At 51.5% G+C, this 24,403-nt stretch carries 22 protein-coding genes; 16 read left to right on the forward strand and 6 right to left on the reverse strand.

The features are described from left to right. Nucleotides 1-961 precede the first annotated feature (961 nt). Nucleotides 962-1,792 carry a response regulator gene (locus AWM70_RS00305; protein ID WP_068693317.1) on the forward strand — a complete coding sequence of 277 codons (831 nt, stop codon included), beginning with the start codon at nucleotides 962-964 and terminating at the stop codon, nucleotides 1,790-1,792. Between the two features lies 1 nt (nucleotide 1,793). On the opposite strand, the gene AWM70_RS00310 is transcribed toward AWM70_RS00305, so the two are convergent. Beyond that, nucleotides 1,794-2,911 (reverse strand): IS3 family transposase gene (locus AWM70_RS00310; RefSeq protein ID WP_206093401.1). Its coding sequence is split into 2 segments (ribosomal slippage): nucleotides 1,794-2,665 and nucleotides 2,665-2,911, totalling 1,119 coding nucleotides; the frame shifts between segments, so codons are not numbered across the junction. Between the two features lie 152 nt (nucleotides 2,912-3,063). On the opposite strand from AWM70_RS00310, the gene AWM70_RS00320 reads away from it, so the two are divergent. From AWM70_RS00320 to ltrA, 10 genes are all read left to right on the forward strand, one after another. After that, nucleotides 3,064-4,293 carry an AraC family transcriptional regulator gene (locus tag AWM70_RS00320; RefSeq protein WP_068693326.1) on the forward strand — a complete coding sequence of 410 codons (1,230 nt, stop codon included), beginning with the start codon at nucleotides 3,064-3,066 and terminating at the stop codon, nucleotides 4,291-4,293. Next, on the forward strand, nucleotides 4,290-6,068 hold the full coding sequence (locus AWM70_RS00325; RefSeq protein WP_237167798.1) for a sensor histidine kinase: 1,779 nt from the start codon (nucleotides 4,290-4,292) through the stop codon (nucleotides 6,066-6,068). The genes AWM70_RS00320 and AWM70_RS00325 overlap by 4 nt, the downstream gene beginning before the upstream one ends. A 118-nt stretch (nucleotides 6,069-6,186) precedes the next feature. Next, nucleotides 6,187-7,590, forward strand: a complete 1,404-nt coding sequence (locus tag AWM70_RS00330; protein ID WP_068693327.1) for an ABC transporter substrate-binding protein — start codon at nucleotides 6,187-6,189, stop codon at nucleotides 7,588-7,590. A 96-nt stretch (nucleotides 7,591-7,686) separates the two neighbouring features. Beyond that, nucleotides 7,687-8,574: a carbohydrate ABC transporter permease gene (locus AWM70_RS00335; protein WP_068693329.1), complete on the forward strand. Its 888-nt coding sequence runs from the start codon at nucleotides 7,687-7,689 to the stop codon at nucleotides 8,572-8,574. 56 nt (nucleotides 8,575-8,630) lie between these two features. Then, complete coding sequence (locus AWM70_RS00340; protein WP_083180502.1) at nucleotides 8,631-9,401, forward strand: carbohydrate ABC transporter permease; 771 nt, start codon at nucleotides 8,631-8,633, stop codon at nucleotides 9,399-9,401. A gap of 19 nt (nucleotides 9,402-9,420) precedes the next feature. Further along, nucleotides 9,421-11,268: a glycoside hydrolase family 127 protein gene (locus tag AWM70_RS00345; protein WP_068693332.1), complete on the forward strand. Its 1,848-nt coding sequence runs from the start codon at nucleotides 9,421-9,423 to the stop codon at nucleotides 11,266-11,268. Nucleotides 11,269-11,291: 23 nt separating this feature from the next. Continuing rightward, the gene (locus tag AWM70_RS00350; RefSeq protein ID WP_068693333.1) at nucleotides 11,292-12,212 is read left to right on the forward strand and encodes a glycoside hydrolase family 43 protein; all 921 of its coding nucleotides are present in this window, start codon (nucleotides 11,292-11,294) and stop codon (nucleotides 12,210-12,212) included. Nucleotides 12,213-12,387: 175 nt separating this feature from the next. Then, complete coding sequence (gene mutT / locus AWM70_RS00355; protein ID WP_068693334.1) at nucleotides 12,388-12,771, forward strand: 8-oxo-dGTP diphosphatase MutT; 384 nt, start codon at nucleotides 12,388-12,390, stop codon at nucleotides 12,769-12,771. A gap of 46 nt (nucleotides 12,772-12,817) precedes the next feature. Continuing rightward, nucleotides 12,818-12,973 (forward strand): hypothetical protein, encoded by a 156-nt coding sequence (locus AWM70_RS23355; protein ID WP_169823383.1) that lies wholly within the window; start codon nucleotides 12,818-12,820, stop codon nucleotides 12,971-12,973. A 531-nt stretch (nucleotides 12,974-13,504) separates the two neighbouring features. Then, nucleotides 13,505-14,896, forward strand: coding sequence for a group II intron reverse transcriptase/maturase (gene ltrA / locus AWM70_RS00360; RefSeq protein WP_068693337.1), 1,392 nt, complete (start codon nucleotides 13,505-13,507; stop codon nucleotides 14,894-14,896). 107 nt (nucleotides 14,897-15,003) lie between these two features. On the opposite strand, the gene AWM70_RS00365 is transcribed toward ltrA, so the two are convergent. The 4 genes from AWM70_RS00365 to AWM70_RS00380 all read right to left on the reverse strand — a co-directional run bounded on the left by AWM70_RS00365 (nucleotide 15,004) and on the right by AWM70_RS00380 (nucleotide 17,773). Continuing rightward, the gene (locus AWM70_RS00365) at nucleotides 15,004-15,378 is read right to left on the reverse strand and encodes a hypothetical protein (RefSeq protein WP_068693339.1); all 375 of its coding nucleotides are present in this window, start codon (nucleotides 15,376-15,378) and stop codon (nucleotides 15,004-15,006) included. Nucleotides 15,379-15,404: 26 nt separating this feature from the next. Next, the gene (locus AWM70_RS00370) at nucleotides 15,405-16,760 is read right to left on the reverse strand and encodes a YeiH family protein (RefSeq protein WP_068693340.1); all 1,356 of its coding nucleotides are present in this window, start codon (nucleotides 16,758-16,760) and stop codon (nucleotides 15,405-15,407) included. A gap of 303 nt (nucleotides 16,761-17,063) precedes the next feature. Beyond that, nucleotides 17,064-17,267, reverse strand: coding sequence for a DUF2536 family protein (locus tag AWM70_RS00375; RefSeq protein ID WP_068693342.1), 204 nt, complete (start codon nucleotides 17,265-17,267; stop codon nucleotides 17,064-17,066). Nucleotides 17,268-17,395: 128 nt separating this feature from the next. Continuing rightward, complete coding sequence (locus tag AWM70_RS00380) at nucleotides 17,396-17,773, reverse strand: MerR family transcriptional regulator (protein WP_068693344.1); 378 nt, start codon at nucleotides 17,771-17,773, stop codon at nucleotides 17,396-17,398. Between the two features lie 180 nt (nucleotides 17,774-17,953). Here AWM70_RS00380 and AWM70_RS00385 point away from each other — a divergent pair, with 180 nt between their 5' ends. The 4 genes from AWM70_RS00385 (at nucleotide 17,954) to AWM70_RS00400 (ending at nucleotide 22,190) form a co-directional block, all read left to right on the forward strand. Continuing rightward, nucleotides 17,954-19,309 carry a dicarboxylate/amino acid:cation symporter gene (locus AWM70_RS00385; RefSeq protein ID WP_068693346.1) on the forward strand — a complete coding sequence of 452 codons (1,356 nt, stop codon included), beginning with the start codon at nucleotides 17,954-17,956 and terminating at the stop codon, nucleotides 19,307-19,309. A gap of 252 nt (nucleotides 19,310-19,561) precedes the next feature. After that, entirely contained in the window at nucleotides 19,562-20,035 is a 474-nt protein-coding gene (gene tnpA, locus AWM70_RS00390) for an IS200/IS605 family transposase (protein WP_068693347.1), read from the forward strand. Nucleotides 20,036-20,336: 301 nt separating this feature from the next. After that, nucleotides 20,337-21,182 (forward strand): SDR family oxidoreductase, encoded by an 846-nt coding sequence (locus tag AWM70_RS00395; protein WP_068693348.1) that lies wholly within the window; start codon nucleotides 20,337-20,339, stop codon nucleotides 21,180-21,182. A gap of 63 nt (nucleotides 21,183-21,245) precedes the next feature. After that, on the forward strand, nucleotides 21,246-22,190 hold the full coding sequence (locus AWM70_RS00400) for an alpha/beta hydrolase (RefSeq protein WP_068693351.1): 945 nt from the start codon (nucleotides 21,246-21,248) through the stop codon (nucleotides 22,188-22,190). Between the two features lie 52 nt (nucleotides 22,191-22,242). On the opposite strand, the gene AWM70_RS00405 is transcribed toward AWM70_RS00400, so the two are convergent. After that, a complete protein-coding gene (locus AWM70_RS00405) occupies nucleotides 22,243-23,403 on the reverse strand; it encodes an epoxide hydrolase family protein (RefSeq protein ID WP_068693352.1) in 1,161 nt (386 codons plus the stop codon). 119 nt (nucleotides 23,404-23,522) lie between these two features. On the opposite strand from AWM70_RS00405, the gene AWM70_RS00410 reads away from it, so the two are divergent. Then, a complete protein-coding gene (locus AWM70_RS00410; protein WP_068693353.1) occupies nucleotides 23,523-24,374 on the forward strand; it encodes a helix-turn-helix domain-containing protein in 852 nt (283 codons plus the stop codon). The last annotated feature ends 29 nt before the right edge of the window (nucleotides 24,375-24,403 follow it).

Raw genomic sequence — 24,403 nt, forward strand, 5'->3', positions numbered from 1 at the left:
AGCGAAATAAAGTATAGCATATTGATAACAGATCAGATTTTACTGTGGAGTATTGCCGCATACGGTATGTTGGAGCGAGTGGTTTTGTTGGTAAGGGATTAATGTAGAAAAATTGATGTAGAGAACAAGCAAAGTCGTCTCGAAGCCTAATAAGCCATGTTTATTTAAGTCATATTACAAGCCAGGCAAATTTATGAGTGGATCTCTGAATTTGCCTGGTTTATTTATTTGTTTGATTAAGGAAGAGCTTTATCTCACCAATGTTTGGATTTTCTTCATTTGGTTGAACATAAAAATAAGAGCTATATAAACCGCAATTAAAACCATAACCTTACAAGCAAGCGATCTATTGCTTCTATTGAGAATAATTAGCTGACATAAAGTTTGCCCTTATAGAATTTTTCAAAAAAGACGTTATTGATCATATCGGTTTTTAGCCACAGCACAGTTTCTTCAACCGTGATTGCGATTTGGGTTGTAGGACGGAAAGAAAGCTAGATGCAGACGGGGTATTCTTTCAAAAAGGGTTGTAACACCGTTGCATGATAAATCGGCTGTTGTCTAAAATTGGGGCGATTTTCCCACTCGGGTACGCAGATTGGAGATTATGCTTGAAACAGAAGAGCAACTGCAGGAATGGCGAGAGAAGCGGCGGGCCGGGAAAGTTAAAGTTAAGCTGGATAACCCGTACGTGGACTTAGCTTCCAATCAGGTTAAGGTTGAGTTTGATAAAGAGTAGAATAATACAGTGGTAGACCGCTCCTTTAACAGGGCGGTCTATTTCCTTTTGAAACAACGAAGCAGCTCCTAATCAAACCCGCATTAAAATTCCCCTTGATTTCCCCACGCTTTCCACCCAAAATAACAATAAAATGTTTACCCTGAAATTCCAATGTCCATGAAAGTTTAGCCTATCACGCCAACGAAGGAACTTTAAGCGAACCAGACTGGGGGTTAAGCGTTGAAAATACTTATCGTAGACGATGAACCAAGGCACTTGCGCGGGATGATGAACCTGATCCGGCAGCTGCGGCCGGGGGCGGAGGTGACAGCGGCGAAGGATGGCGTTGCTGCGCTGGAGCAGGTTAGGCGGGATTGTCCGGAAGCGATTTTGACGGACATACGGATGCCCCATATGGATGGACTGGCTTTTCTCGGGAAGCTGAAAGAGGAAGGTATTCTATCCAAAGTGGTTATTGTATCCGCTTACAATATGTTTGAATACGCGCAGACGGCGATCCGTCACGGGGCTTATGATTATTTGCTGAAGCCGGTAGAGATCGAGAGCGTGGAACGTTTGCTGGACCGGATCGAGCTTCAGCTGCGGTTGGAATCGAACCAGCGTAAAGAAGCGGAAGCATTGAAGCAGCAGCTGACGCTGGCTTCTTCGGCTTACCGCAGCCGGCTGTATCTGTCTTGGATTAACGAGAGTCTGACGCCTTCGGAGCAAGGGGAGATGGAGAAGGAGGAGTGGCTGAAGGGCGGAGGCATCCTTATTTATTCGGAACTGAGGGGAGTAGGAGCCGCAGGAGGAACCATAGTATTGGGAGCCGCAGGCGAAGCCATGGAAACCAGAGCCGAGGAGGAGAACATCAGCGAGACTGCTTATTTGCAAATGCCAGAGCATGCCCATGAGCAAGCTCAGGCGCCAGGCTTGGAGCAAAGCCTGGAGAAAAATCTGGAACAAGTTCTGGAGCAAGGCTGGTCGAAGCTGGGGAAAGCACTTACTCTGACGATTCCCCATAATGGTCTCCAAAAGCAGGGGTTTCACGCGGTGGATTGTCAACATTAAATCAGACAGCTTTTTTAAGGGCTACTTGACGGTACTGAACAGGCGTCATGTACCCCAATGATCCATGAATTCGATGCTTGTTAAACCAGTTAACATAGTCGTATAGTTCCAACTGCAGGTGATCGAGGCTCTGGAACTCCATCTGATGGATGAACTCCGTTTTCATGACCTTGTAGGTTGCTTCCGCTACAGCGTTGTCATAAGGACAACCCTTCGCGCTTAACGATCGACTGATCTCAAAGGTTTCCAGAAGCTCGTCCATCTTCTGGTTTTTAAACTCACTTCCACGGTCCGTATGAAACCACTGGATTTGGCTCAGGTCACCTTCTACCGTAGCAAAGGCGCGCGAAACCAGAGCAGCGTCCTTATGTGGACCTGCACTATGGCCAATGATCTCTCGATTGAACAGGTCGATGAGGACGCAAATGTAGTGCCAACGGTGCCCTACCTTCACATACGTTAGATCGCTGACCACGAAGCGCTTAATTTCAGCCTGGTCAAACTCACGAGCTAACACATTCGTCGTTGCCGCCTCATTACAGGCCGTTTTGTGGGGCTTAAACTGGGCAATGGTATAGGTGGAGACCAGGCCTTGCTCACGCATGATTCGGCCAATACGGCGTCTAGACACGATGAGTCCTTGTTCCTGGAGCTTGGTTTTGATCTTTCGTGTACCGTAGGCTTTTCGGTTCTTATAGAAGATTTCCACAATAGCCTTTGATAACCCATCTTCATTCGGTCGTTCTTTGGCTTCATAATAGTACGTACTTCTTGCAATTTGCAGGACGTTACACAATGCTGATACCGAGTATTTATCCAGGTTATTCCGAATGATAGCTACTTTCGTCCCATGATCAGCGCCGCTTGCTTTAAAATATCTACCTCCATCTTCAGACGTTGGTTCTCTTTTCGTAACGCCATCAGTTCGGTTTCTTCTGATGAACGATTATCCTTTTCCTTAAAGGAACCCGTTGTCTGAGCCTGAATAATCCAACGGTCTAAAGCGGAAGCTGTGAGGTCGTATTCCTCCACAATCGCTGCCCTGGACTTCCCATTCTCATAAAGCTGTACCATTTGTCGCTTAAATTCTGCAGTAAAGGTACGTCGTTGTTTTGGCATTGTAGAGATCCGCTCCTTCGTATGATAGGTCTATTCTACAAGCCCTTATTTTCATTGTCCAACTTAGTGTAGCCGATCCAGCGGTAACCTTGATAGGTACATCTCAGCCCATCTTCTCCGCGTCCCCTCCATATACGCCGGCAGCGGAAAAATTGCTGCGGTCAATTGCCGATTCAATCTCCGCCGAGTTGGCGATGGTCGGGAAGCTGCTAACGCACGGACTTGTCATGACCGGGCGGCTGACGCACGGGGTTAGCCCATACTGCGAGTCGCTATTAAAGGGCGGGCCGCAGGCGTATCGGGCGGCGCGGGAAGCTAATGAGCATAACTTTTTTTCAAACTGGGAAGGGGTATTTCTGTATGGTCAACAGCGGCTGGAGTCTTCCCGTTATCCGGCTGTTTCCTCCTACGATTCTGCTTCCGGCCACTCTAATTCCCGCTATTCCGAATCTTCCAGCCGCCAAGCTCCGGAAGATTCGGGCAAATTGTCCATAGATCTGGAGAGCCTGTTCGAGGCGCTGCTGGACAATGGAGACAAGAGTGTGGAGAAGGTTAAGATTAAAGTTAGAGGTGAGATTGAGAGCAAAAGTAGGGACACGGTTGAAGCCAGGAGTAGGATCGAGGGCAAAATTAGGAACAAGCTAGCGGACCAAATCAAAGTTAAGAGTGAGGGTCCGGCCGGGAGTAAGGACAAGGGTAAGATTGTGGCGCACGCTAAGGATCAAGCTGAGCTCAAAGGTGGGCCCAAAGCTTCCGCCGATGCCGCCGACCTCGCCATGGTTCAGTGCCGGTCCGCCTTCGACCGGCTTTCCAATTCCGGCTATGCAAGCCCGGTTCTACTCAAAGAGCAAGCTTCGCTGCTCCTGATGAAGCTCCAGAGCAGAATCCGTGAGCTGGTAGACCGTAAGCTGGACAGCCGGCTGACGCAGACCGCTGCGGCGCTGGTTCAAGAATGCCATACTTATGACGAGCTTATGGCCTTGCTGGAGCAGAGTCTGCGCGAAATCCACCAGGCTTTGAAGCAAATCCAGCAGGATAAAAGCGAAGTTGTCGTGGCCAATTGTCTCAGGTGGATCGAAGAGCATATGAAGGAGGATTTGACGCTTGAGCGGGCTGCGGACCATTTTTTCTTTAATGCGTCTTATTTCAGCACGTTTATGAAGAACAAGACGGGAAGGACTTTTTCCGAGCATGTTACGGCGATCCGCATGAAGCGGGCCAAGGAGCTGCTGGCGGAGAACAAGCTTAAAATCTACGAAATTTCTGCAGAATGCGGATATCAGGATACGAAATATTTTTGCCGGGTATTCAAGAAGCATTACGGCCTGTCACCGCAAGCCTACAAACATGCTTCCCTGCCGGAAAGGAGGAGCATGGAATGAGAATGAAGACCACTTTCCGGTCGCGGATTCTGGCGAGTTATATTTTTCTGATTGCGGTGCCGCTTATCGTGCTTGGGGTGCTGTATTACCGGACGAGTCTGCAGGTGGTGCGGGAGCAGGCGCAGCGGAATGAATATGAGATCGTGAAGAAAAACAACGCGCTCATGGACACGAAGCTGGGAATGATCGAGCAGAACAGCCAGGCTCTTTTTCTGGATAAGGATTTGTTTCGTATCTTCAGCAACCTCGATCCTTCCAACCAAGCGGAGTTGTTTGAAGCGGACCGTCAGGTTTCGTCGGTGCTGGGCAAATATTTTACGTTAAATGAGGATGTCTATGCTTACCAGCTGTGGACGTCCTATTTCACTTTCGGGCAAAGTCTGCCGCAGGGTGATCCTACCCAGTCCGACGTGTACCGCAAGGCCAAGGAGGCCGGGGGCAAACTGGTCTGGTATCCGACCTATAATTTCTCCAGTATGTTTAATCAGTCTTATTTGCAGGGCGGCAGCCTGGATTTCAGCCATTTGTTCTCCGCGACGCGGTACATGGACTTCTCGTATTTGACGAATACAACGCTTGAGAAAATGCCTCCCGGCGCGGAGCGCCCGGTTCTGACGATCAGCTTCAAACTGGATGCTTTGAAATCGCTTTATGAGGAGAGCTTTCCGGAGGGCTCCAGCTATTTGATCCTGGATTCCAATGATCAGGTCGTGGCGAGCAGCGATCCCGCTAAAATCACGCAAAACGACAAAGAGCCTTGGCTGCAGCAGCTGCAGCGGCAGAACAGCGGCACGCTCAGAATGAAGCTGGACGGGAAACCGGTCATCGTCTGCTTTGATCGCTCCGCCGTTACCGGCTGGATTTCGGTGGTCTGGACGCCGGAGTCGGCGCTGGTAAGCAGCCTGGTGCCGGTCATCCGCACGTCAAGCCTGCTTGTGGCGGTGATGATGGGCATCCTGGCGTTAGTATTGGCGTATTTCATGGCAGGCCGGATTACGAAGCCAATCAAAAAGCTGCTGAGCGCAATGCGGTCGGTAGGCGGAGGGGATTTTCAGACCCAGGTGGCTTATCATAGCAACGACGAGTTTGGGATTCTGCTCTACCGCTTCAACCGCATGAACGAACAGATCCGGGTGCTGGTGACGGAGAATTATGAGATCAAGCTGCGGGAGCAGGAGGCGGAGATTCAGGCGCTCAGCATGCAGATGAATCCGCATTTTCTGTACAATACGTTAAACGTCATGAACTGGACGGCGATTGAGAACGAGCAGCGCGAGCTCAGCAAAATGCTTGTTTGTTTATCGAGCATGCTGCACTATACGTCGCGGAAGGATTGGGGAGCGGTTCATCTGTCGGAGGAAACGGCGTGGATGAGCAATTATTTTTATATTATGAGCGCCCGCTTTGAGGACAAGTTCACCGTGAGCTATGACATTGATCCCCGGCTGTATGAATTTAAGGTTCCGCGACTGCTGTTTCAGCCTTTTGTTGAAAATGCGATTTTGCACGGCTTTGACCAGGTCGATACAGGAGGGGCCATTGCTATCCGCGGCTGGATCGAAGGGGACACCCGGCATTTCGAGATTGCCGATAACGGCCGGGGGATGAGCAGCGAAACGGTGCAGGCGATTTTGTATGAGGAGTCCACTTCGATTGGCATTAAAAATACGATCGCCCGGATTCACTTAACGTATGGCGGGGAATACGGCATCTCCATCAGCTCCGAGCCTGGCTCGGGGACAAGAGTTCGGATCAGGCTGCCGCTGCATGCCTAAAAATAGTCCACCCTTCCAAAGAGTTTCGGGTTATGTAAGCGCTACCTTTGAATTTATAATCAAAGCAACATAGACTGCAGCTATGAATCCAAGGATGGAATCGAGAGGGGTTCAGGAAATGAAAAGACAAAGGAAACCGATCATAGTCCTCATCGTCTTGATGTTTATGTTTGTTGCCGTCATCTCCGGCTGCGGAACGCCCGGTGCGAGCAACAACTCATCCTCGCCTTCGGCATCCGGTGAAACCGGCTCGAAGGAAAAAATTACGCTTCGCATGACCATATGGGGGTCGCCGGAGGAAGTCGCCGCCTACAAATTTGCGATTCAGCGTTTCGAAGAGAAGTTCCCGAATATCAAGGTGGAATTGCAGCATATCGCCGCCGACTATGATACCAAGCTGACGACGATGGTAGCGGGCAATGACGTGCCAGATATCGCGATGATGGAATCGGGTACCATCGCCTATCCGCTCGCCGAGCAGGGAAAATTCTACAATTTGCAGGAGTTTCTGGACAAAGACCCATTCATCAACGTGGACAGTCTCGTTCCGAACATCATGTATTCGCTGGAGCCGGGCAACGTGATCGGCATCGGGCCGGGCCCGGAATCCTTTGGTTTGTTCTATAACGAGGATATTTTTAAGGAAGCAGGTATTGCGCCTCCTCCAAGCAAGCTGTCGGAAGCCTGGACCTGGGATGAATTTGTGGACGTAGCCAAAAAGCTGACCGTCGATAAAAATGGCAAAACCGCCGATGACCCGGACTTTGATCCTAAAAATATCAAGCAATACGGCGTAAGCGCCTCGACCTGGTGGGGCGTATACAGTAACTTCATTTATTCCAATGGAGGGGATTTTGTCTCTGCGGACGGCAAAAAGTTTGCTTTAAATGAACCTGCGGCAGTAGATGCGCTGCAAAAAATGTCCGACTTAATCAACGTCTATCATGTTTCGCCTTCACCAGTGCAAGCGAAGAACATCCCGGCCACCAACATTGCGCTGCAAACGAAAAAGGTGGCGATGGCCATTGACGGACAGTGGGCGACCGCCGGACTGGCGCAGTCCAAATTTAATTTCAACGTAGGCGTATTGCCTGTTCTGAAAGACCCGGTCACGACCGTCGTTTGCGGGATGTTCTCGATGTTCAAATCGACGAAACACCCGCAGGAGGCCTGGGAGCTGTTGAAGGCGTTGATCGACCCGGAGGCTTCGATCGAAATGATTACGAGCGGCACCTGGATGCCGTCGTATAAGAATTGGTACACCGAACCGGATATGCTCGCCAAATGGACGGAAAATCTGGATGCACGCCCGTCGGGCTATAAAGATGCCATCGTGGACGTTATTTTGACGAAAGGGCATCAGACGCCGACCGGTTACGTGAAGAATTTCAACAAGATCATGGACGTTGTGAATCCGGCCCTGGATAAGGTGTGGCTGGGCCAGCAGACGGCGCAGGAAGCGATGGATGCAGTCGCCGCCAAAGCGCAGGCGCAGGTGCAGGGACGGCGGGATATTAAATAGCGAAGAAAACCGCGAGGCTGCGAGGAAGCGAAGACGACGTTCTGCTTAACGGGCCGTTGTCTTCTTCCTCGGGAGCTTACGGGAGGGGAGGCAGACATGCGCAAAGGCTTATGGTACGGACTGCTGTTCACCGCGCCGGCGATCCTTGGTTTTATCATTTTCACGCTGGGACCGATGATTGCAAGCTTGGTGCTCAGCTTAACAAACTACAACGTATTTAAGGACCAGACCTCCTTTGTCGGATTCAGCAACTATGCGAGACTGTTTTCCGGGGAGGACGACCTTTTTTATAAATCTTTGGGGGTCACTTTCTATTTTGTACTCCTACGGGTGCCGGCCGTTATTATTGTATCCTTTGCCATAGCTTTATTGCTGAACATGAACGTGAAGGGCAGAGCGGTGTTCCGGACGATTATTTACCTGCCGAGCATCGTGCCGGCCGTAGCGTCAGCGATGATCTGGATGTGGCTGATGAACCCGGATTTGGGGCTGCTGAATTCGATGCTGGGCTGGCTGCATATCCCGGCTAGCAACTGGCTGTATGCGGAAGGCTCGGTTATTCCTTCCGTCGTGCTGACCACGCTGTGGGGCATCGGCAGCACGGTGATCATTTTTCTGGCCGGACTGTCGGGGATTCCCCAATCCTATTACGAGGCGATTGAAGTGGACGGGGGAGGCTGGTACAGCAAGCTGCGCCAGATTACGATTCCGATGGTTTCGCCTACGCTGTTTTTTAATACGATCATGGCGATCATCGGCTCCTTCCAGGTCTTTAACGAAGCCTACATTCTGACCCAGGGCGGACCGAACAACCGGAGTTTGTTTTATGTGTTTTACCTGTGGAGAACCGGCTTCCGGGACACCGAGATGGGCTACGCCTCGGCATTGGCCTGGATTTTATTCCTCATTATCATGGTGTTTACGTTCATCACCTTTAAAACCTCGAAGTCCTGGGTGTATTACGAAGGAGGGGAGCGCCCGTGAGAACGTCGAAGCTTACGCTGGCCGCAGGATATACGGCTCTTATCCTGATTTCGCTCATGTTTATTATTCCGTTCATCTGGCTCCTTCGCAGCTCGCTGATGGATTTATCGCAAATCTTCACGATGCCGCCCGAATGGATTCCGGAGCCGTTTCATTGGGATAATTTCCGGAGGGCGCTGACCGCGCTGCCTTTTGACGTCTTTTTTAAGAATACGCTTATCATTGTGATCGGTGTTCTGATTGGAACGGTGGCGACCAGCAGCATTGCCGCCTTCGGGTTTGCGCGCATTCAATGGAAGGGCCGGGATACCGTGTTTGCGATTCTGATGACCAGCATGATGCTGCCGTTTGCGGTGACGATGATTCCAAGCTTTCTAGGCTGGAAAATGCTCGGCTTCTACGACACGCTGTATCCGCTGATCGTGCCGGCTTATTTTGGAGGAGGGATCTTTAATATTTTCCTGCTGCGGCAGTTTTATTTAACGATTCCCAGAGATTTCGACGAGGCGGCCGTTGTGGACGGGGCCAGCTATTTTCAGATTTACTGGAGCATTATTTTCCCGCTGAGCCGTTCCGCGCTTATTGTGGTGGCTCTGTTCAGCTTCCTGGGCTCCTGGAACGACTTTATGGGGCCGCTGATTTATTTGAAGAGCGACAAGCTGTTTACGCTGGCATTGGGTTTGCAGATGTTCCAGGGTTCGTATAGTGCGCAGTGGGATTTGCTGATGGCGGCTTCGGCGGTGGTGGTGCTGCCTTGCGTGGTTGTATTTCTGATCGGACAACGTTATTTCCTGGAGGGCATCACTTTAACGGGATTGAAGGGATAAGGAAAGCGAGGAGAGGTTAGTGACGACAACTGCAAAGCAAGCAGGACTGGTGAACTGGGATGGAGTATCTTTCACAAAAGTAAAAATGACGGATCACTTCTGGCGGCCGCGGCTTGAAGTTTTAAACAAGATTACGCTGCCCAGCTGCCTGGAGAAATGTGAAGAAACCGGCCGCATCGCGAATTTCGCCAAAGCCGGCGGCCTCATTGAAGGAGAGTTCGAGGGGATTTATTTCAATGATTCCGATGTGTATAAAGTGCTCGAAGGGGTTGCTTATTCGCTGATGCTGGAGCGGGATGAGGGGCTGGAGGGTGAAGCAGACCGGATCATTGACCTTATTGCCGCGGCACAGGAACCGGACGGTTATTTATGCACGTATTATACGCTGGTCGCTCCGGACGACAAATGGACGGACATGGAGAAACATGAAATGTACAACGGAGGGCATCTGATCGAAGCCGCCGTTGCTTACTTTGACGCCACCGGAAAAAGAAAGCTGCTTGACGTCGCCTGCCGGCTGGCCGATCATTACGACCAAACCTTCGGCCCGGGCAAGCGGCATTGGGTCGAAGGGCATCAGGAAGTCGAGCTGGCGCTGATCAAGCTTTACCGGGCTACCGGGGAAGAGCGGTATTGGAAGCTGGCCTGCTGGCTGCTGGAAGAACGGGGGCACGGCCATGGCGTTGGCGCCATTTGGGATAAACCGGAGTGGGGACCCGCCTACTGCCAGGACGATGTGCCGGTCCGGGAAATTAAGAAAGTAACGGGGCATGCCGTTCGCGCCATGTATCTGTATTCGGCGATGGCCGATGCCGTGCATGTGTCGGGCGATCCGGCTTATGTAGACGCTTTGCAGCGCGTCTGGGCGCATACGGTAGAGCGCAATATGTATGTGACTGGAGGCATCGGACCGTCCCATCACAATGAAGGTTTTACGCATGACTATGATTTGCCGAATGAATCTGCTTATTGCGAAACCTGCGCCGCCATTGCCATGGTGTTCTGGAACCACCGGATGAACCTGCTCTTTGGGGACGGCAAATATGCGGATGTGGTCGAGCGTGAAATGTATAACGGCGTGCTGGCAGGCATTGCTTTGTCGGGGGACCGTTTTTTCTACGTAAATCCGCTTGCTTCTGAGGGGCATCATCACCGCGTGCCTTGGTTTGATACCTCCTGCTGCCCGACGAATCTGGCCCGTTTCCTGCCCTCCATCGGACAATATGTGTATGCCCGGACGGATCAAGGCCTTGTGGTCAACCAGTATATGCAAGGTGAAGCCGAAATTGCGCTGAAGAACGGGAACCGGGTCACGCTGAAACAGCAGACCTCCTACCCTTGGAGCGGAACCGTCCAGCTGGAAGTGTCCCCGGAGAGAAGCGGCGTGTTCACCATCCAAATGCGGGTGCCCGGCTGGTGCAGAGGCTACCGGGTTCAGGCGGGAGGAGAATGGCTGTCCGGCGTGGAAGCTTTAGTGGAACGCGGTTATCTTTCGATTGAGCGTCATTGGGCCGCGGGCGATACGATTCTGCTGGAACTCGATATGCCTGTTCAGCTGAATCGGGCCAAACAGGAAGTGGAAGCCGACAGAGGCCGGGTCGCTGTGCAGCGTGGTCCCGTCGTTTATTGCATCGAGCAAGGGGATCATCCCGGGCTGAAGTATGATGAAATCACTTGGTCCGCTTTCGGGAATCTGCGGGTTGAATACCGGGAGGACCTGCTGGGCGGCGTTACTACGCTCGAAGGCAAAGACGGGAACGGCAGACCTTGCCGATTCATCCCTTATTATGCCTGGGATAACCGGGAGCCGGGATTTATGCAGGTGTGGATCCGGGAGAAGGAAGAGGATCAGCTTTATAAGTTTTAAGAGCTAGAAAGGAGCGACTGCAATTGCCGCCACTAAACATCACTAATCCGATCATTCCCGGCTGGTATGCGGACCCTGAAGCCAGAACGTATGAGGGGAAACACTGGATCTTTGCGACCCGGTCCTTCACGGAATATACGAAGCAGATGAATCTGGACGCCTTTAGCTCCGACAACCTGGCCGATTGGGAGAAACATGAAGGCATAATCGAAATGGCCGATTTCCCTTGGATTTGGAGAGCGGTTTGGGCCCCAACCCATATTGAACATAAGGGAAAATATTATCTCGTCTTTGCCTCCAACGATATTCAATCCGACGAGGAAATCGGCGGTTTGGAGATCGCGGTTGCCGACCGCCCGGAAGGGCCTTACAGGGGTCACTTGGGAAAACCGCTGGTGAACCGGTTTATTCATCAGGCCCAGCCGATTGATGCCCATCTGTTCAAAGACGAGGATGGAACCGTTTATCTCTATTACGGCGGCTGGGGACACTGCAACGTGGCACAAATGAATGACGAGATGACCGGATTTGTTCCGTTGACGGGCAATAGCGAGGATAGCGGACAGAGTACGGATAGCGTGGAAGAATTCCGTTCCATCACGCCGGAGGGATATGTGGAGGGTCCCTGCATGATCAAGAAAGACGGACTCTATTATCTCATGTGGTCCATGGGCGGCTGGACGAACGGAACCTACCGCGTAGCTTATGGTGTGAGCGACAATCCTCTGGGACCGTTCGAGAATAAAGGCACGATTCTGGAGCGGCAGGAGCCGATTGCAGAAGGTCCGGGGCATCACGGTTACCTGCATCTCCAGGAGCAGGACGAATGGCTGATTGTCTATCACCGCCGAATTATCGGAGACACAGAACCGGGGCATCGCCAGCTGTGCATCGACCGGCTGCGGATCGGCGGAGGAACCATTGAGCCGGTGGTTATGACCTGATCTATTTTAATTTGGCTTCCCTTTGCTTGGCTTAACTTGTTCGGTCTTGTAGTCCTTCATGAAGACACCTGCTATTTCCGGCAGGTGTCTTTCGGTATAATATGGAAGGAGTTGATCAGCCATTGAAGAGAAGGATTTACATAGTTAATAAGGCATTAGGACAGGGAGCGAACTCATGATCGAAGTAGCCGCAGCCATCATTGAAAATGAACAAGGCGAAATTTTAATTGCCAGACGTAAGAAAGACAAATCCCAGGGTGGCCTGTGGGAGTTCCCCGGCGGGAAGCTGGAGCCTGATGAATCGGTTGAGGCATGTCTGAAGCGGGAGCTCCGGGAGGAAATGAACATTGAGATCCAGCCGTATGAATCGTTTGGCGTGAATGAACACGACTACGGATCGGTGCATATCCGATTGTTTGCGTATAAGGCGACCTTTGTCAGAGGAGAAATCGTACTCGTTGATCACGACCGTGTGGAGTGGGTGCGTCCCAAAGCACTGAAGGCGTATGAGTTTGCTCCGGCGGACGTGAAGTTTGTGGAGCTGTTGGAGAGGGAATAGCCGCAGGGTGGAGTCCCCCTTTACTGCTGTTAAGGAGGCCGCAAGAATGGACTTGATTGATATTTATAGAAAAATGCGTGCTTGGGAAGTGGCAAGAGAAATTCCCCGCTCTAGAGCAAGCCGTCACGGAGCTTCTGCGAAATTACCCGGAGCTGGCGAGAAAGAAAAGCGTAGAACAGGTCATAGCAGAGCTGGAGTTTAAGTAACCACCACCAACCATCAACCACAAACTACCTACGCATTAAAAATAGCATGAATTCTAATGGTCATCCCGACGTAAAAAGCTGATCCCTGCACTTTGCAGAAATCAGCTTTTTTAATGGTACGCCCAGCATGGGCGTCATCTCTAGGGTGAAAGTCCCGAATGGGGGCTGGCGAGCGCCTACCATTAGCCAAGGGCAAGGGTGTCCATCGTGAGGTGGAATCTGAAGGAAGCCGGAGGCAAAAGCACGAGCCAAGGTACACGAACTGGATTTGAGGCAGGAACAGTCGGATGAGTTGCCCATACACAACGAAATCCAAAGCCGCCAAGGGCTAATCCTGTAGACTCCAGTGGTTGCGGGCGGAAAGATGACGTTCTTATCTGGGGAGGCCTGCCGGATAGGCAAGAAAAAAAAACTTGTAACCGTAGCCGAGAGGCTACGCTGAACCGGCAGGAGTCAGCAGAGGCCATAGTACGTAAGCTGTTGCAACAGCCTACGGAAGGGCTGAACCGAAAGGAGAGAGGAAACCGATGCGTTCGTACGAAGAGCAACGACAGCAGAATATCTCGCCAGAGAGCTTGCGGCAAAGAGAAGCGGTGAAGCCGCCAGGGTATGCCGGAGCGCCGAGTTCTTTGTCGGCACAAGTCGCCCCTTCCTCTCGCGAAGCAAAGAACAACTTGCTGGAGCGAATGCTCGAAGGAGATAACCTTCGGCTCGCCTATAAACGAGTGGTAGAGAACGGAGGAGCGCCCGGTGTGGACCAAGTAACGGTAGCGAATCTACAAGCTTACTTGAAAACACACTGGGAATCGGCGAAAGCTAAACTTCTAGCAGGTACCTACAGACCTGCGCCAGTCAAACGGGTGGAAATCCCCAAACCCGGAGGCGATGTACGGCTGTTAGGCATCCCGACCGTGATGGACCGCTTTCTCCAGCAAGCCCTTTTACAAGTCATGAACCCGATCTTTGACACGCAATTCTCGTGGTATAGCTATGGCTTTCGACCGGGAAAGAGTGCCCACGACGCCGTGAAACAAGCCCAAAGATATATCCAAAGCGGCCTGAGATGGGTCGTGGATCTCGATCTGGAGAAATTCTTTGACCGGGTAAACCACGACATACTGATGGCAAGAGTGGCGCGGAAAGTGGAGGACAAAAGAGTGCTGACACTGATCCGTGCCTACCTGAACGCTGGAGTGATGGTAGATGGAAAGCTGGAGCGCAGCCGAGAAGGAACGCCGCAGGGTGGGCCCCTGAGTCCGCTTTTAGCGAACATATTGCTGGATGACTTGGACAAGGAGCTAATGGAACGAGGACTGCGATTTGTCCGCTATGCGGACGACTGCAACATCTTCGTCGCCAGCAAACGTGCGGGCGAACGCGTCATGGAGTCGGTAACACGCTTTGTAGAAGGAAAGCTGAAACTGAAAGTGAATCGAGAGAAAAGTGCGGTAGACCGCCCGTGGAACCGAAAGTTCCTCGGCTTTAGTTTCCTGAGGGACAAGAAAGCGACAATTTGTTTAGCCCCACAAACCATCTCGCGATTCAAGGAGAAGGTACGGGAGCTGACGAGCCGAACGCGGTCGATGTCCATGGAAAACAGGATTATGCAATTAAACCGCTACCTCATCGGCTGGATTGGATATTTCCGAATCGCATCGGCGAAGAGCCACTGTGAAAGATTCGACCAATGGATTCGCAGGAGATTACGCATGTGCCTCTGGAAACAGTGGAAACGGGTGGGAACCCGAATCCGCGAACTGCGAAATCTAGGCGTTCCAGAGTGGGCTTGCTTTGCGATGGGCAACTCTAGACGAGGTGCATGGGAAATGTCCCGAAACACAAACAACGCCCTTCCGACTTCCTACTGGGAAGCGAAAGGGCTGAAAAGTTTGCTTTCTCGTTATTTGGAGCTTTGTTAACCTTTTGGAACCGCCGTATGCGGACCCGCATGTACGGTGGTGTGAGAGGACGGGGGTTAGTCACCCCCTCCTACTCGATCGTCATACCACATGCTAATTCTATAGCCTCAAAGCATCCCCCACTTCCGCTCATATTCCACGCGCAGCTCATATTCCGAATGAGGTAAGCCCTGCTGCTCTAACAGCTCCGAAATCGGGTGGAAATCCAGGGTGCTGGTTTCCATCACGAGTTGGCGGCGGTTTGTGTATACCTGCCAGTCCTCGTGCAGATTTTGGAGGAGCCCAATCAGGTTCAGGATTTTATCCCACCGGGCCTGAGCCTGCTGCTGCGAGGCATTTGGCGAAGCGGTTCCGCTAAACGGCCCTGTTCTTTTAAATGAAGGCCAGCCAAGCAATCGCAGCCGATGGGACGACGACGGATGTTCCGGTTTGAAAAAGATTACCCGCACCTGCTGCACGCACGTTTCGTTTGTTGCTTTCATAGGCTCTCCCACCTCCCGCCTTGACCTTACAGGCCGGACCAGAAGTCGCCGAAGAACACGACCGACAGCAGATACCCGAGGATTACGTTCACAACGGCCCCAATCCCGAAGGCGACAACCGGCTTCCAGCCAACGGAGGTCAGCTGCCGGAAGCGGGTGGTTAACCCTATGGTTAAGAAGGTGAAGGTAAACGCCCAGGTGCGGATGGTTTTGACGGGGGCGATCACGTCGTTGTTGATCACGGTTTGAGCGTCGGCCGAAACGTTGGCGATAAGGATCGTCAGCAGAATGGACGCCGCAAAGAATCCAAGCACAAATTTCGGGAACCGGGAAACGATTTGTTTCGCTCCCGCTTTCGGCCCCTCCTTGCGTTTCTCCCAGAACGTCACGGAGATAAAGGCGAGCACAAAACTCCAAACGCCAATGAACATATCACGGCCAATCACCTTCATCAGGGTAAAAGAGGTAATGGCATCGTCGCCAAAAGAGCTGGCTGCCGTGATGCCTGCGGCATCGGCGAATTCCGAGGTGCCGATCCAGGCGCCGGCCGGGCCTGCTTCCACCCCTAAAGCTTTGATCAGGAAGGAGAGCAGGAAGATGAACACGACGGCGTAAATGACGACAAGGGAAATCGTCACGGAGACGTGCTCTTTTTTGGTTTTGATCGAGCCGCCGATAGCAATCGCCGCAGACACGCCGCATACGGAGCCGCCTGTACCGAGCGTAGCGGCAAACCGGTTGTCCAGGCCAAACGCCTTGGCCGCCCAGAAGATCACAAGGAAAGTAATGATGGCAATCACCGAAGCCTGCAGAAAGGCGACCGGGCCTGCTTTGGCGATCAAAGTAAACGGAAGGGTGGCGCCCAGCAGAATAATCCCTACTTTGACATACAATTCAGTGCGTAAGGAAGAATCAAACCAGGCGGGAATTTTAATCAGGTTGCCTACGATCAGGCCGAGGGCCAACGCCACCAAAGGAGCTTCAATCCCGTATTTGCTCGCAAACTTCCAGGAGCTGAAGAGGTTGATGAGCAGACTGATGACGAACAGGAGCAGGAAGCCGGGAATGAATTGGGAAGCTTTCACTTTGAGGATGGAGGTAGCCAGGGTAAATAGAGCGAGTAGAAGCACGAAGAGATAAACGGTACGAAGGGCATTGTCAGCCAGCGTCTTGCCAAGCGATGCCCCATCCGACCAGGCGGCAAAAGAAGGCGTGATCGATTTGATCGTTCCTCCCGCCGACCAGAAAATAACGGCCAGAACGACTATAAAAAATCCGATCCAGACCGTCCACCAGTCTTCTTTGGCGATTAACCCCGCCCACTTGCTTTGTTTGGGGAGCTGTGCTCCCGGTGAAGCTTGATTGACTGGAATTGAACTCATGAACAAACCTCGCTTTCTTTTTCGTTTTTTGGAGTCCGGCTAGTGCTTTGTACCCTGATCGGGTCTGGAATATATAACCAAAGACTAGTTTTTTTCTCATTTTAATCACATAAATCCCATGAGTCAACTATGAATTTAGATAGAAGCGGAAAGAGTCGATTTGTCTTTTGAAAAAACAAAGCCACCTACTTGGTTCCAGCACGGAACGAAGGAGGTGGTCAGCAACTTGTGCTATAGAAGAGAGGTCTCCGAGATATAAAATAAAGGCGCCTGGCCCCAAGCCCGGCGTTTCTGTTTAAGCTTCTAAGCCTTAAAATGAACCACGGCGCTGTACTGCAGCTGGTTTCGGACCGGGTCGAAGGCGGCCTGATGCTGAACCGAATGAACCTTGAGCATCAAAGCTTTGTTAATATCGATGCGTTCCTCGATCGTTTTCTCCAGCACCTTGAGATCGTAAGCTTGAAAAAACTCTACTTTATCCTGAATTGTATCCAAGGTAATATTCACGGTTTCACCTCCTGCTGGCGATTCTATTGTAGCAAAAAAAATTAAAGGTTCCCGCAAGGTTTTCTGCCCTCTTTAGCGCATTCGCTGCCCAATCCCATTAGCTCCTCAGCTTTGCCAAAAAGGCTGCCCTACGGCAGCCTTTCAAATTTGTTCTCCTGGGCGTCGATCAGCGCCAGTTTGTAATTGAGTTTTTCCAGCGTTTTCATCAGCAGTCCTATTTGTTCCTCGACTTTGTTTTTTTGGCTGGCGAGCATTATTTTTCTTAGGGGCAGGGTGCGGTCTCCGCTTTTGTACAGTTCAACGTATTGTTTGATTTCCGCCAGCGGCAAACCGGTCGAACGCAGCGCTTGCACCATCTCTACGCAATCGACGAAATGGTCGCTGAATTTGCGGACACCGTTAGCATCCCGCTCAACCGCAGGCAGCACGCCTTCCTTCTCATAGAAACGCAGCGTATACGGAGAAATTCCCGTTCGCTTCACAACTTCCTTAATAGTATAAGCCATAAAAGATCCTCACCGCCTATCGAAGGTTAGCGTGACTCTCTTCCATTTTACAACCCGAACCCGTTTATAGTCCATAACTCGGAGGACCTTAAAAATAGAGTTGACAAAGGAAAATAAAGGCATTACTTTGTTTATAACCTAGTAATTACATAAGAATAATGGGACGAGAGGGGTTTGGAAGTGAATAATAATTTGGTGGATGCTTTTCAGTCGAACTGGATCAGCTTGCTGGTCTCAGTGGCCGTAATTGTTTTTCTTGTGGTCCTCGCCAGGAAACGTGTTGGTTTTGGTACCCGCGTATTTATTGCGCTCGGTTTGGGGCTTGTTGCAGGCATTATCTTTAATGCATTCCAGTTGGAATACAAAAGCGTCAGTACGATTGGTTCCATCTACGTCAATCTGATCAAGATGCTAGTGATGCCGCTTGTCTTTGTGTTAGTCATTAACAGTATCGCATCTTTGACGAATTTAGCCCATCTGCGGAAGCTGGGCGTGAAGACGATTCTTTGGTTTCTGTCCACAACGGGCGTGGCCGCGCTGATTGGTCTGCTTGTCGCATTGGCCGTTAATCCGGGCAGCGGGTTTAAAGCGGAGGCGCCGCAAAATTTCGAAGCCAGGGAAATTCCGACCTTCTCGCAGGTTATTCTGGATCTGGTGCCGTCTAATCCGATCAGCGATATGTCGGAGGGCAAGGTTGTACCGGTGTTGATCTTTGCGATCTTCGTGGCGGTGGCGATTGTCCATATCAGCTCACGCAAGCCGGAAAGTGTAGAGCCGGTAAGGCAGCTGCTGAAATCGGCTACCGATGTGCTGCATCAGGTAGTCAAATACGTCATCCGTCTGACGCCATACGGCGTATATGCGCTGATTGGCGCAATGGCAGCCAAATACGGATTGGATACGCTGGCGCCGCTGGCTAAAGTGATCCTTGCTTCGTATATCGGGCTGATTATTCACTTCGTGCTGATCTTCGGCGGATTGGTAGCGCTGGTGGTCAAAGTGAATCCGCTCAAGTTCTTCCGTAAAGCTTACCCGACGGTAGCCGTTGCCTTCACGACCCGCAGCAGCTACGCTACATTGCCGGTTAATCTGGAGGTGCTGACCAAACGGCTTCGCGTATCCCCGCGGATTGCGAGCTTTGTGGCTCCGCTTGGCGCAACGATGAACTTTAACGGCTGCGGCGGCGTCTGGCCGGCGATTGTTGCTATCTTTGTCGCACGTGTATACAATGTTCCACTGGGCCTTACCGATTATATCCTGCTGATTCTCGTCTGCATCATCTCCTCTATCGGAGTTGCAGGCGTGCCGGGGCCTGCCGCCATTTCAACGACCGTCGTGTTAACGGCTATGGGGCTGCCGCTCGAAGGTATGGGATTGGTGCTGGGTGTCGAAGCGCTGATCGATATGGGACGTACAGCGGTCAATGCGACCGGTACAACAGTCACCGCGCTGCTGGTTGCCAATTCAGAAGGCGAATTCGACCGGGCTGCGTTTGAGCAGGACGTAGAAGACGATTTGGAGCCGGCGACGGCGTAACCGACCGGAGGTGACCCGTACCCCACTGCGGATCATGACCGAACTTTATAAGCTATAATGAAAAAGCTATCGAAGACCCGGGTCGTAATCACGATCCGGGTCTTTTATTTTTAGGCTTCAGCCTGTTGAGCGCGTGAAACGCGCGAAATATAAAACCACCCGCTATGCGGGTGGAGGGATCTAGGGTTACACCAATAAGACCATCCCGATAAAATTGAGATGTTCAGGCTCAATTCGAAAGGATGGTCTTAAATGGCAAATAAAAACTTTAGTTTAGCGCACACAAAGTGGATGTGTAAGTATCACATTGTGTTCACCCCGAAGTATAGACGTAAAGAGATCTACAATCAAGTGAGACGAGATCTAATTGAAATCATGAAGCGTCTATGTAAATACAAGGGAGTCGAGATATTAGAAGGACATATGATGCCGGATCATGTGCACATGCTGGTGGCGATTCCACCGAAAATATCTGTGTCTTCCTTTATGGGCTATTTAAAAGGGAAAAGCGCACTCATGATCTTTGAGAAGCATGCCAATTTGAAGTATAAGTATGGGAATCGTAAATTCTGGGCGGAAGGCTACTACGTAAGTACAGTGGGGCTAAATGAAGCCACCGTCGCCAAATACATTCGAGAGCAAGAGGCACATGACCAGGCAGTGGATAAGCTGAGTGTAAAAGAGTATGAAGATCCATTCAGCAGCAACAAGAGCAAGAAAAAGTAAAACCAGTTTAACTGGTAAGTGAAAGAGACAAATAACACTGAGCCTGAACGCTTTGTGGTCAGGCTAGCGTCTTTAGGCGCAGTTTGGCAACAAGGGGTTATACCCCTAGTGCAAACCACCCGTTGGACGGGTGGTTCTGATTTAGGTTAGAGCGGCTGTCAACCGTTTTGGCGTTTTGGGCCGGTATTCAGTACCTAAACCCCTTGTCTATCAAGCATTTGTTTTGTGATTTGACTTAGAGCGGCTATAGCCCCGTAAGCTAAAGGAGCAGTCACAAACCAGAGGAAGAGGAGGGTCTTCAATGACCAAAACGGTATTGATTACCGGGAGTTCAACCGGACTGGGAAATACAGCGGCCAGGAAATTTGCCGAAGAAGGATGGAATGTAGTAGCGACCATGCGTAAGGCTGATAAACGTTTGGAACAGGACTATCCCGGTAAAATATTCGTAACGGAACTGGACGTAACCAGCCCCGCAACGATCAAAGCGGCTATTGAAGCCGGAATTAAACGGTTCGGACGGATCGACACCGTTGTGAACAACGCCGGCGTCAGCATTTTGTCCATCTTTGAGGCAACGCCGATGGAAGCTGTCCGGAACGTTTACGAAACCAATGTCTTCGGCGTCATGAACGTCGTTCAGGCCATTACCCCGTATTTTCGTGAACAAGGCGGCGGCACGATCATCAACATCACTTCGAACGTTGGTTTTACATCCAATCCGCTCCTTACGATTTATGTATCGACCAAACATGCTGTCGAAGGATTTACGGAAGCCCTTTCGTTCGAGCTGGAATCGCAAAATATCGCCGTCAAGCTGGTAGAGCCGGGCGCCATGCGGACCACCAATTTCGCAGCCAACACAATGGCCGCCACCAAAGATTTGGCTATTCCTGAAGCGTACAAGCCATATTTTGATCATATGATGAGAACGATGATGCATTATCCGTTTGAGAATGCGGATGAGAAACAGGTGGCCGAACAAATTTACGCAGCGGCGTGCGATCCGTCGGATCGGCTGCGTTATCTGGCAGGCCCAGACGCGGAAGAAACGGCAAGACTGAGATGGACTCAATCGGAAGAAACCTATATGGCGACCATGCGGGAGCTGCTGGGCCAAAATGCATGGAGAAACAGCCAGGACTGATGCAGACGGATGGCATAAACCACGCTTTAAAGATTTTGCTTCGAAAGGATGGAGGGCTGGAATATGGAATCAAGATTGCACCCTGAACTTAAAGAGATGTTCGCCGCGTTGCCGGAGGCCCTGTATACCCGGGACAAATTAGAGGACAAAAGGAAAGAGATGCAGCAGTTTGCTGCCGCTGTAGCTGCATCGCTGCCTGCCAATAATGCGGTAAGGATCACCGAAGCCCATGTGCCGGGAGCTGCCGGAGACCCTGATGTACGGATTAAGATCTACCAGCCGTCAGGGGGCAATGTCCCTCTTCCAGGCGTTCTGTACATTCACGGCGGAGGGTATATATTAGGCTCCGCGGATATGATGGACCCTGCCCTGCAGCAAATGGCGTCCGGGATTGGCTGTGTCATCGTATCCGTAGATTACCGGCTGGCGCCGGAGCATCCTTTTCCGGCTCCGCTCGAAGATTGTTACGCCGCACTCCGCTGGTTCTCCGAGCACGCGGAGGAGCTGGGCAGCGACCCTTCGAGAATTGCCGTCATGGGCCCTAGCGCCGGCGGCGGTTTGACGGCCGCGTTGTCCCTTTTGGCCAGGGACCGGAATGGCCCTTCGATTAAGTTCCAAATGCCGCTTTATCCGATGCTTGACGACCGGATCATTACCCGATCCAGCCAAGAAATTACGGATGAGCGCGTATGGAGCACGGCCAAAACCCGGCTGGCCTGGGAGATGTATTTAGGAGAGCAGCAGGAGATTTCTCCTTATGCCGCTCCCGCACGGACGGCCGATTTATCGGGACTTCCGCCTACGTATACCTGCGTCGGGGAGCTGGATCCGTTCCGCGATGAAACGATCGATTACGTATCCAGGCTGACGCAGGCCGGCGTACCTGTTGAATTTCATTTATACCCCGGCTGCTTCCATGGCTTTGAAGAATATTTTCCTTCCGCGGAAATCAGCCGGCGGGTCACCGAAGAATATTATTCGGCTTTAGCAAGAGCTCTGCACGCCTAACCGGCTGCTTCTCATAAATCCAACAATGCACCTTCCCTGTCAGCGTATAACCTTATTGTTTTAACCCGGCTCTGTAAGGCCGGAAAAAGGCGCGAATGTCCTCGGCAAATAGCTCCGGCTCCTCCATTGCGGGGAAATGCCCGCCGCGCGGCATGGAGGTCCAGCGGGCGATATTCAAGTTGCGGGAAGCCCAGCTTTGGGGAGGCGGCAGAATATCCGCCTTGAATAAGGCCAGGCCTGTTGGGACTTCGATATAGCCAAGCGGCGGCAACCCGGTTCCATTTTCATAATACATGCGCGTAGAGGAGGCAGCCGTGCCGGTTACCCAATAGATCATGATATGGGTGATTAATTCATCCCAGGTGTATATTTTTTGCAGGTCGCCTTCACAATCGCTCCAGGCGTGGAATTTCTCCATGATCCAGGCCGCCAGACCGACCGGGGAGTCGGATAGACCGTAAGCCAGCGTTTGTGGACGAGTCGATTGCAGGGACAAATAACCGCCTTCTTTGGCCATCCACTCTGCAGCATTTTTCTTATACTGGCGTTCTTCTTCCGAAAGCTTCTCCTGATCGGGCGCAGCTATAAGCTCCCTGATTATGCCGATATCGGTCAGATGGATGCCGACTAGAAGCTCAGGATGGTTTGCGGCCAGATATCGGGTTACACCAGAGCCCATATCACCGCCGCCGGCGGCAAATCGGGCATACCCCAATTGTTCCGTCATGAGTTTGGCCCACATTTCGGAGACTCGGAAATTGTTGATACCGGGCTGCACGGGATGGCCGGAGAATCCGAATCCGGGCAGCGAAGGGACGATGACGTCAAAGGCATCCTCCGGGTTTCCTCCATAACTGGCCGGGTCGGTGAGCAAAGGGATAACTTTCTGATACCGCAGATAACTGTCCGGCCAGCCATGGGTGAGAATAAGTGGTAACGGGGCAGGGCCCTTGCCGCGCTCATGAACGAAGTGTATGTCTATTCCGTCGATCCGGGTGCGAAACTGAGAGAGGTTGTTTAGCCGGGTTTCTTGCGCCCGCCAATCGTAATGTTCTTTCCAGTAAAAGACCAGCGTTTTTAAAAAAGACAGATCCGTTCCCCGCTCCCAATGGGAATTTTCAAGCTGGTCGGGCCAGCGGATATGATGGAGCCTGTCCTTCAGGTCCTCAAGAACTTCATCGGAGATTTGAATGTGAAAACGTTCAACGGTCATCGCGCTGTTCCTCCTAATTTTAGTCATTTGGATTCACAACGTCATTATATCCTTTGGGTTTGCGTGCTACACTATCAGATGTGAAGTATTTAACTATACGATTTGATAGGTGAGGAACTATGCCGCAAAGAGACCGGTACAAACAACGAACCGTAAATATTGAATTCGCCGCGGTGGAGGATTTTTTGGGGCTGCCTTATCCGGAGCGGCATACGCTGATTTTTTTAACCTCCGGAAGCCTGAAGGCGGTCTTGAACGATCGGCCGATAGCGGTTCATGCTCCCGGCATTTTGTGTTTGACCGGGAACGATAAGGTCCAAGTGCTGGAGACAACGGGGGTGGCTGCGCAGTCCTTTCGTTTTCATCTCGACTTTCTGAACTCGACCGTATTGTCTGAAACGAAGGATTTTCCGGCTGTTCCCCGGATCGGGACAGGCCTTTCCCTTTTTCAACAAGACCAGGGCTGTTACGGCGTGTCTCGGATCACCGAGACGGCTTATCCGTTTTTGTTTGAATGGTTTTTTATACTGGGCATGGAGGTCCAGGCGCAAAGCGACTCGCTTTGGGCGTGCAGAATCAAAAGGTATCTCATTCAGATTTTAGGTTTGTTGGAGGAGCTGAATCAGCACAGGGAGCATTCGCCTGTTGATGCTGTGCTGGATTATATCCATACGCATTATTCACGGAAGATTTCTCTGGAGGACTTGACGAATTGTGCGCATTTGAACCGGGTGACGCTGAATAAGAGATTTCAGGAAAGGTGCGGGAGCACCGCAATGGGATATTTGCTTTCCTATCGGTTAAAGGTGGCCCGTGATCTTCTGACGCATACGGATATGAGCCTGAATGACATTGCCCGCTCCACAGGATTTGAGTACGATACCTATTTCATCAAACAATTTACGGCCAAGCTGGGGATGTCGCCTACCACTTACCGGGTAACTTCCCGCAAGCTCGCCGGTGCTTTATAGCTGAATTGGCAAGAAGGAGAAAGCGGTGC

Source organism: Paenibacillus yonginensis, from assembly GCF_001685395.1.
In the GTDB taxonomy this organism is placed as follows: Bacteria; Bacillota; Bacilli; order Paenibacillales; family Paenibacillaceae; genus Fontibacillus; species Fontibacillus yonginensis.

Excerpts from the sequence above, each read along its gene's own strand:
- AWM70_RS00325 (WP_237167798.1), top strand. The coding sequence starts at position 4,290 with ATGAGAATGAAGACCACTTTCCGGTCGCGGATTCTGGCGAGTTATATT.
- AWM70_RS00330 (WP_068693327.1), top strand. The coding sequence starts at position 6,187 with ATGAAAAGACAAAGGAAACCGATCATAGTCCTCATCGTCTTGATGTTT.
- AWM70_RS00335 (WP_068693329.1), top strand. The coding sequence starts at position 7,687 with ATGCGCAAAGGCTTATGGTACGGACTGCTGTTCACCGCGCCGGCGATC.
- AWM70_RS00340 (WP_083180502.1), top strand. The coding sequence starts at position 8,631 with ATGTTTATTATTCCGTTCATCTGGCTCCTTCGCAGCTCGCTGATGGAT.
- mutT (WP_068693334.1), top strand. The coding sequence starts at position 12,388 with ATGATCGAAGTAGCCGCAGCCATCATTGAAAATGAACAAGGCGAAATT.
- AWM70_RS23355 (WP_169823383.1), top strand. The coding sequence starts at position 12,818 with ATGGACTTGATTGATATTTATAGAAAAATGCGTGCTTGGGAAGTGGCA.
- ltrA (WP_068693337.1), top strand. The coding sequence starts at position 13,505 with ATGCGTTCGTACGAAGAGCAACGACAGCAGAATATCTCGCCAGAGAGC.
- AWM70_RS00365 (WP_068693339.1), bottom strand. The coding sequence starts at position 15,378 with ATGAAAGCAACAAACGAAACGTGCGTGCAGCAGGTGCGGGTAATCTTT.
- AWM70_RS00370 (WP_068693340.1), bottom strand. The coding sequence starts at position 16,760 with ATGAGTTCAATTCCAGTCAATCAAGCTTCACCGGGAGCACAGCTCCCC.
- AWM70_RS00380 (WP_068693344.1), bottom strand. The coding sequence starts at position 17,773 with ATGGCTTATACTATTAAGGAAGTTGTGAAGCGAACGGGAATTTCTCCG.
- tnpA (WP_068693347.1), top strand. The coding sequence starts at position 19,562 with ATGGCAAATAAAAACTTTAGTTTAGCGCACACAAAGTGGATGTGTAAG.
- AWM70_RS00395 (WP_068693348.1), top strand. The coding sequence starts at position 20,337 with ATGACCAAAACGGTATTGATTACCGGGAGTTCAACCGGACTGGGAAAT.
- AWM70_RS00400 (WP_068693351.1), top strand. The coding sequence starts at position 21,246 with ATGGAATCAAGATTGCACCCTGAACTTAAAGAGATGTTCGCCGCGTTG.
- AWM70_RS00405 (WP_068693352.1), bottom strand. The coding sequence starts at position 23,403 with ATGACCGTTGAACGTTTTCACATTCAAATCTCCGATGAAGTTCTTGAG.
- AWM70_RS00410 (WP_068693353.1), top strand. The coding sequence starts at position 23,523 with ATGCCGCAAAGAGACCGGTACAAACAACGAACCGTAAATATTGAATTC.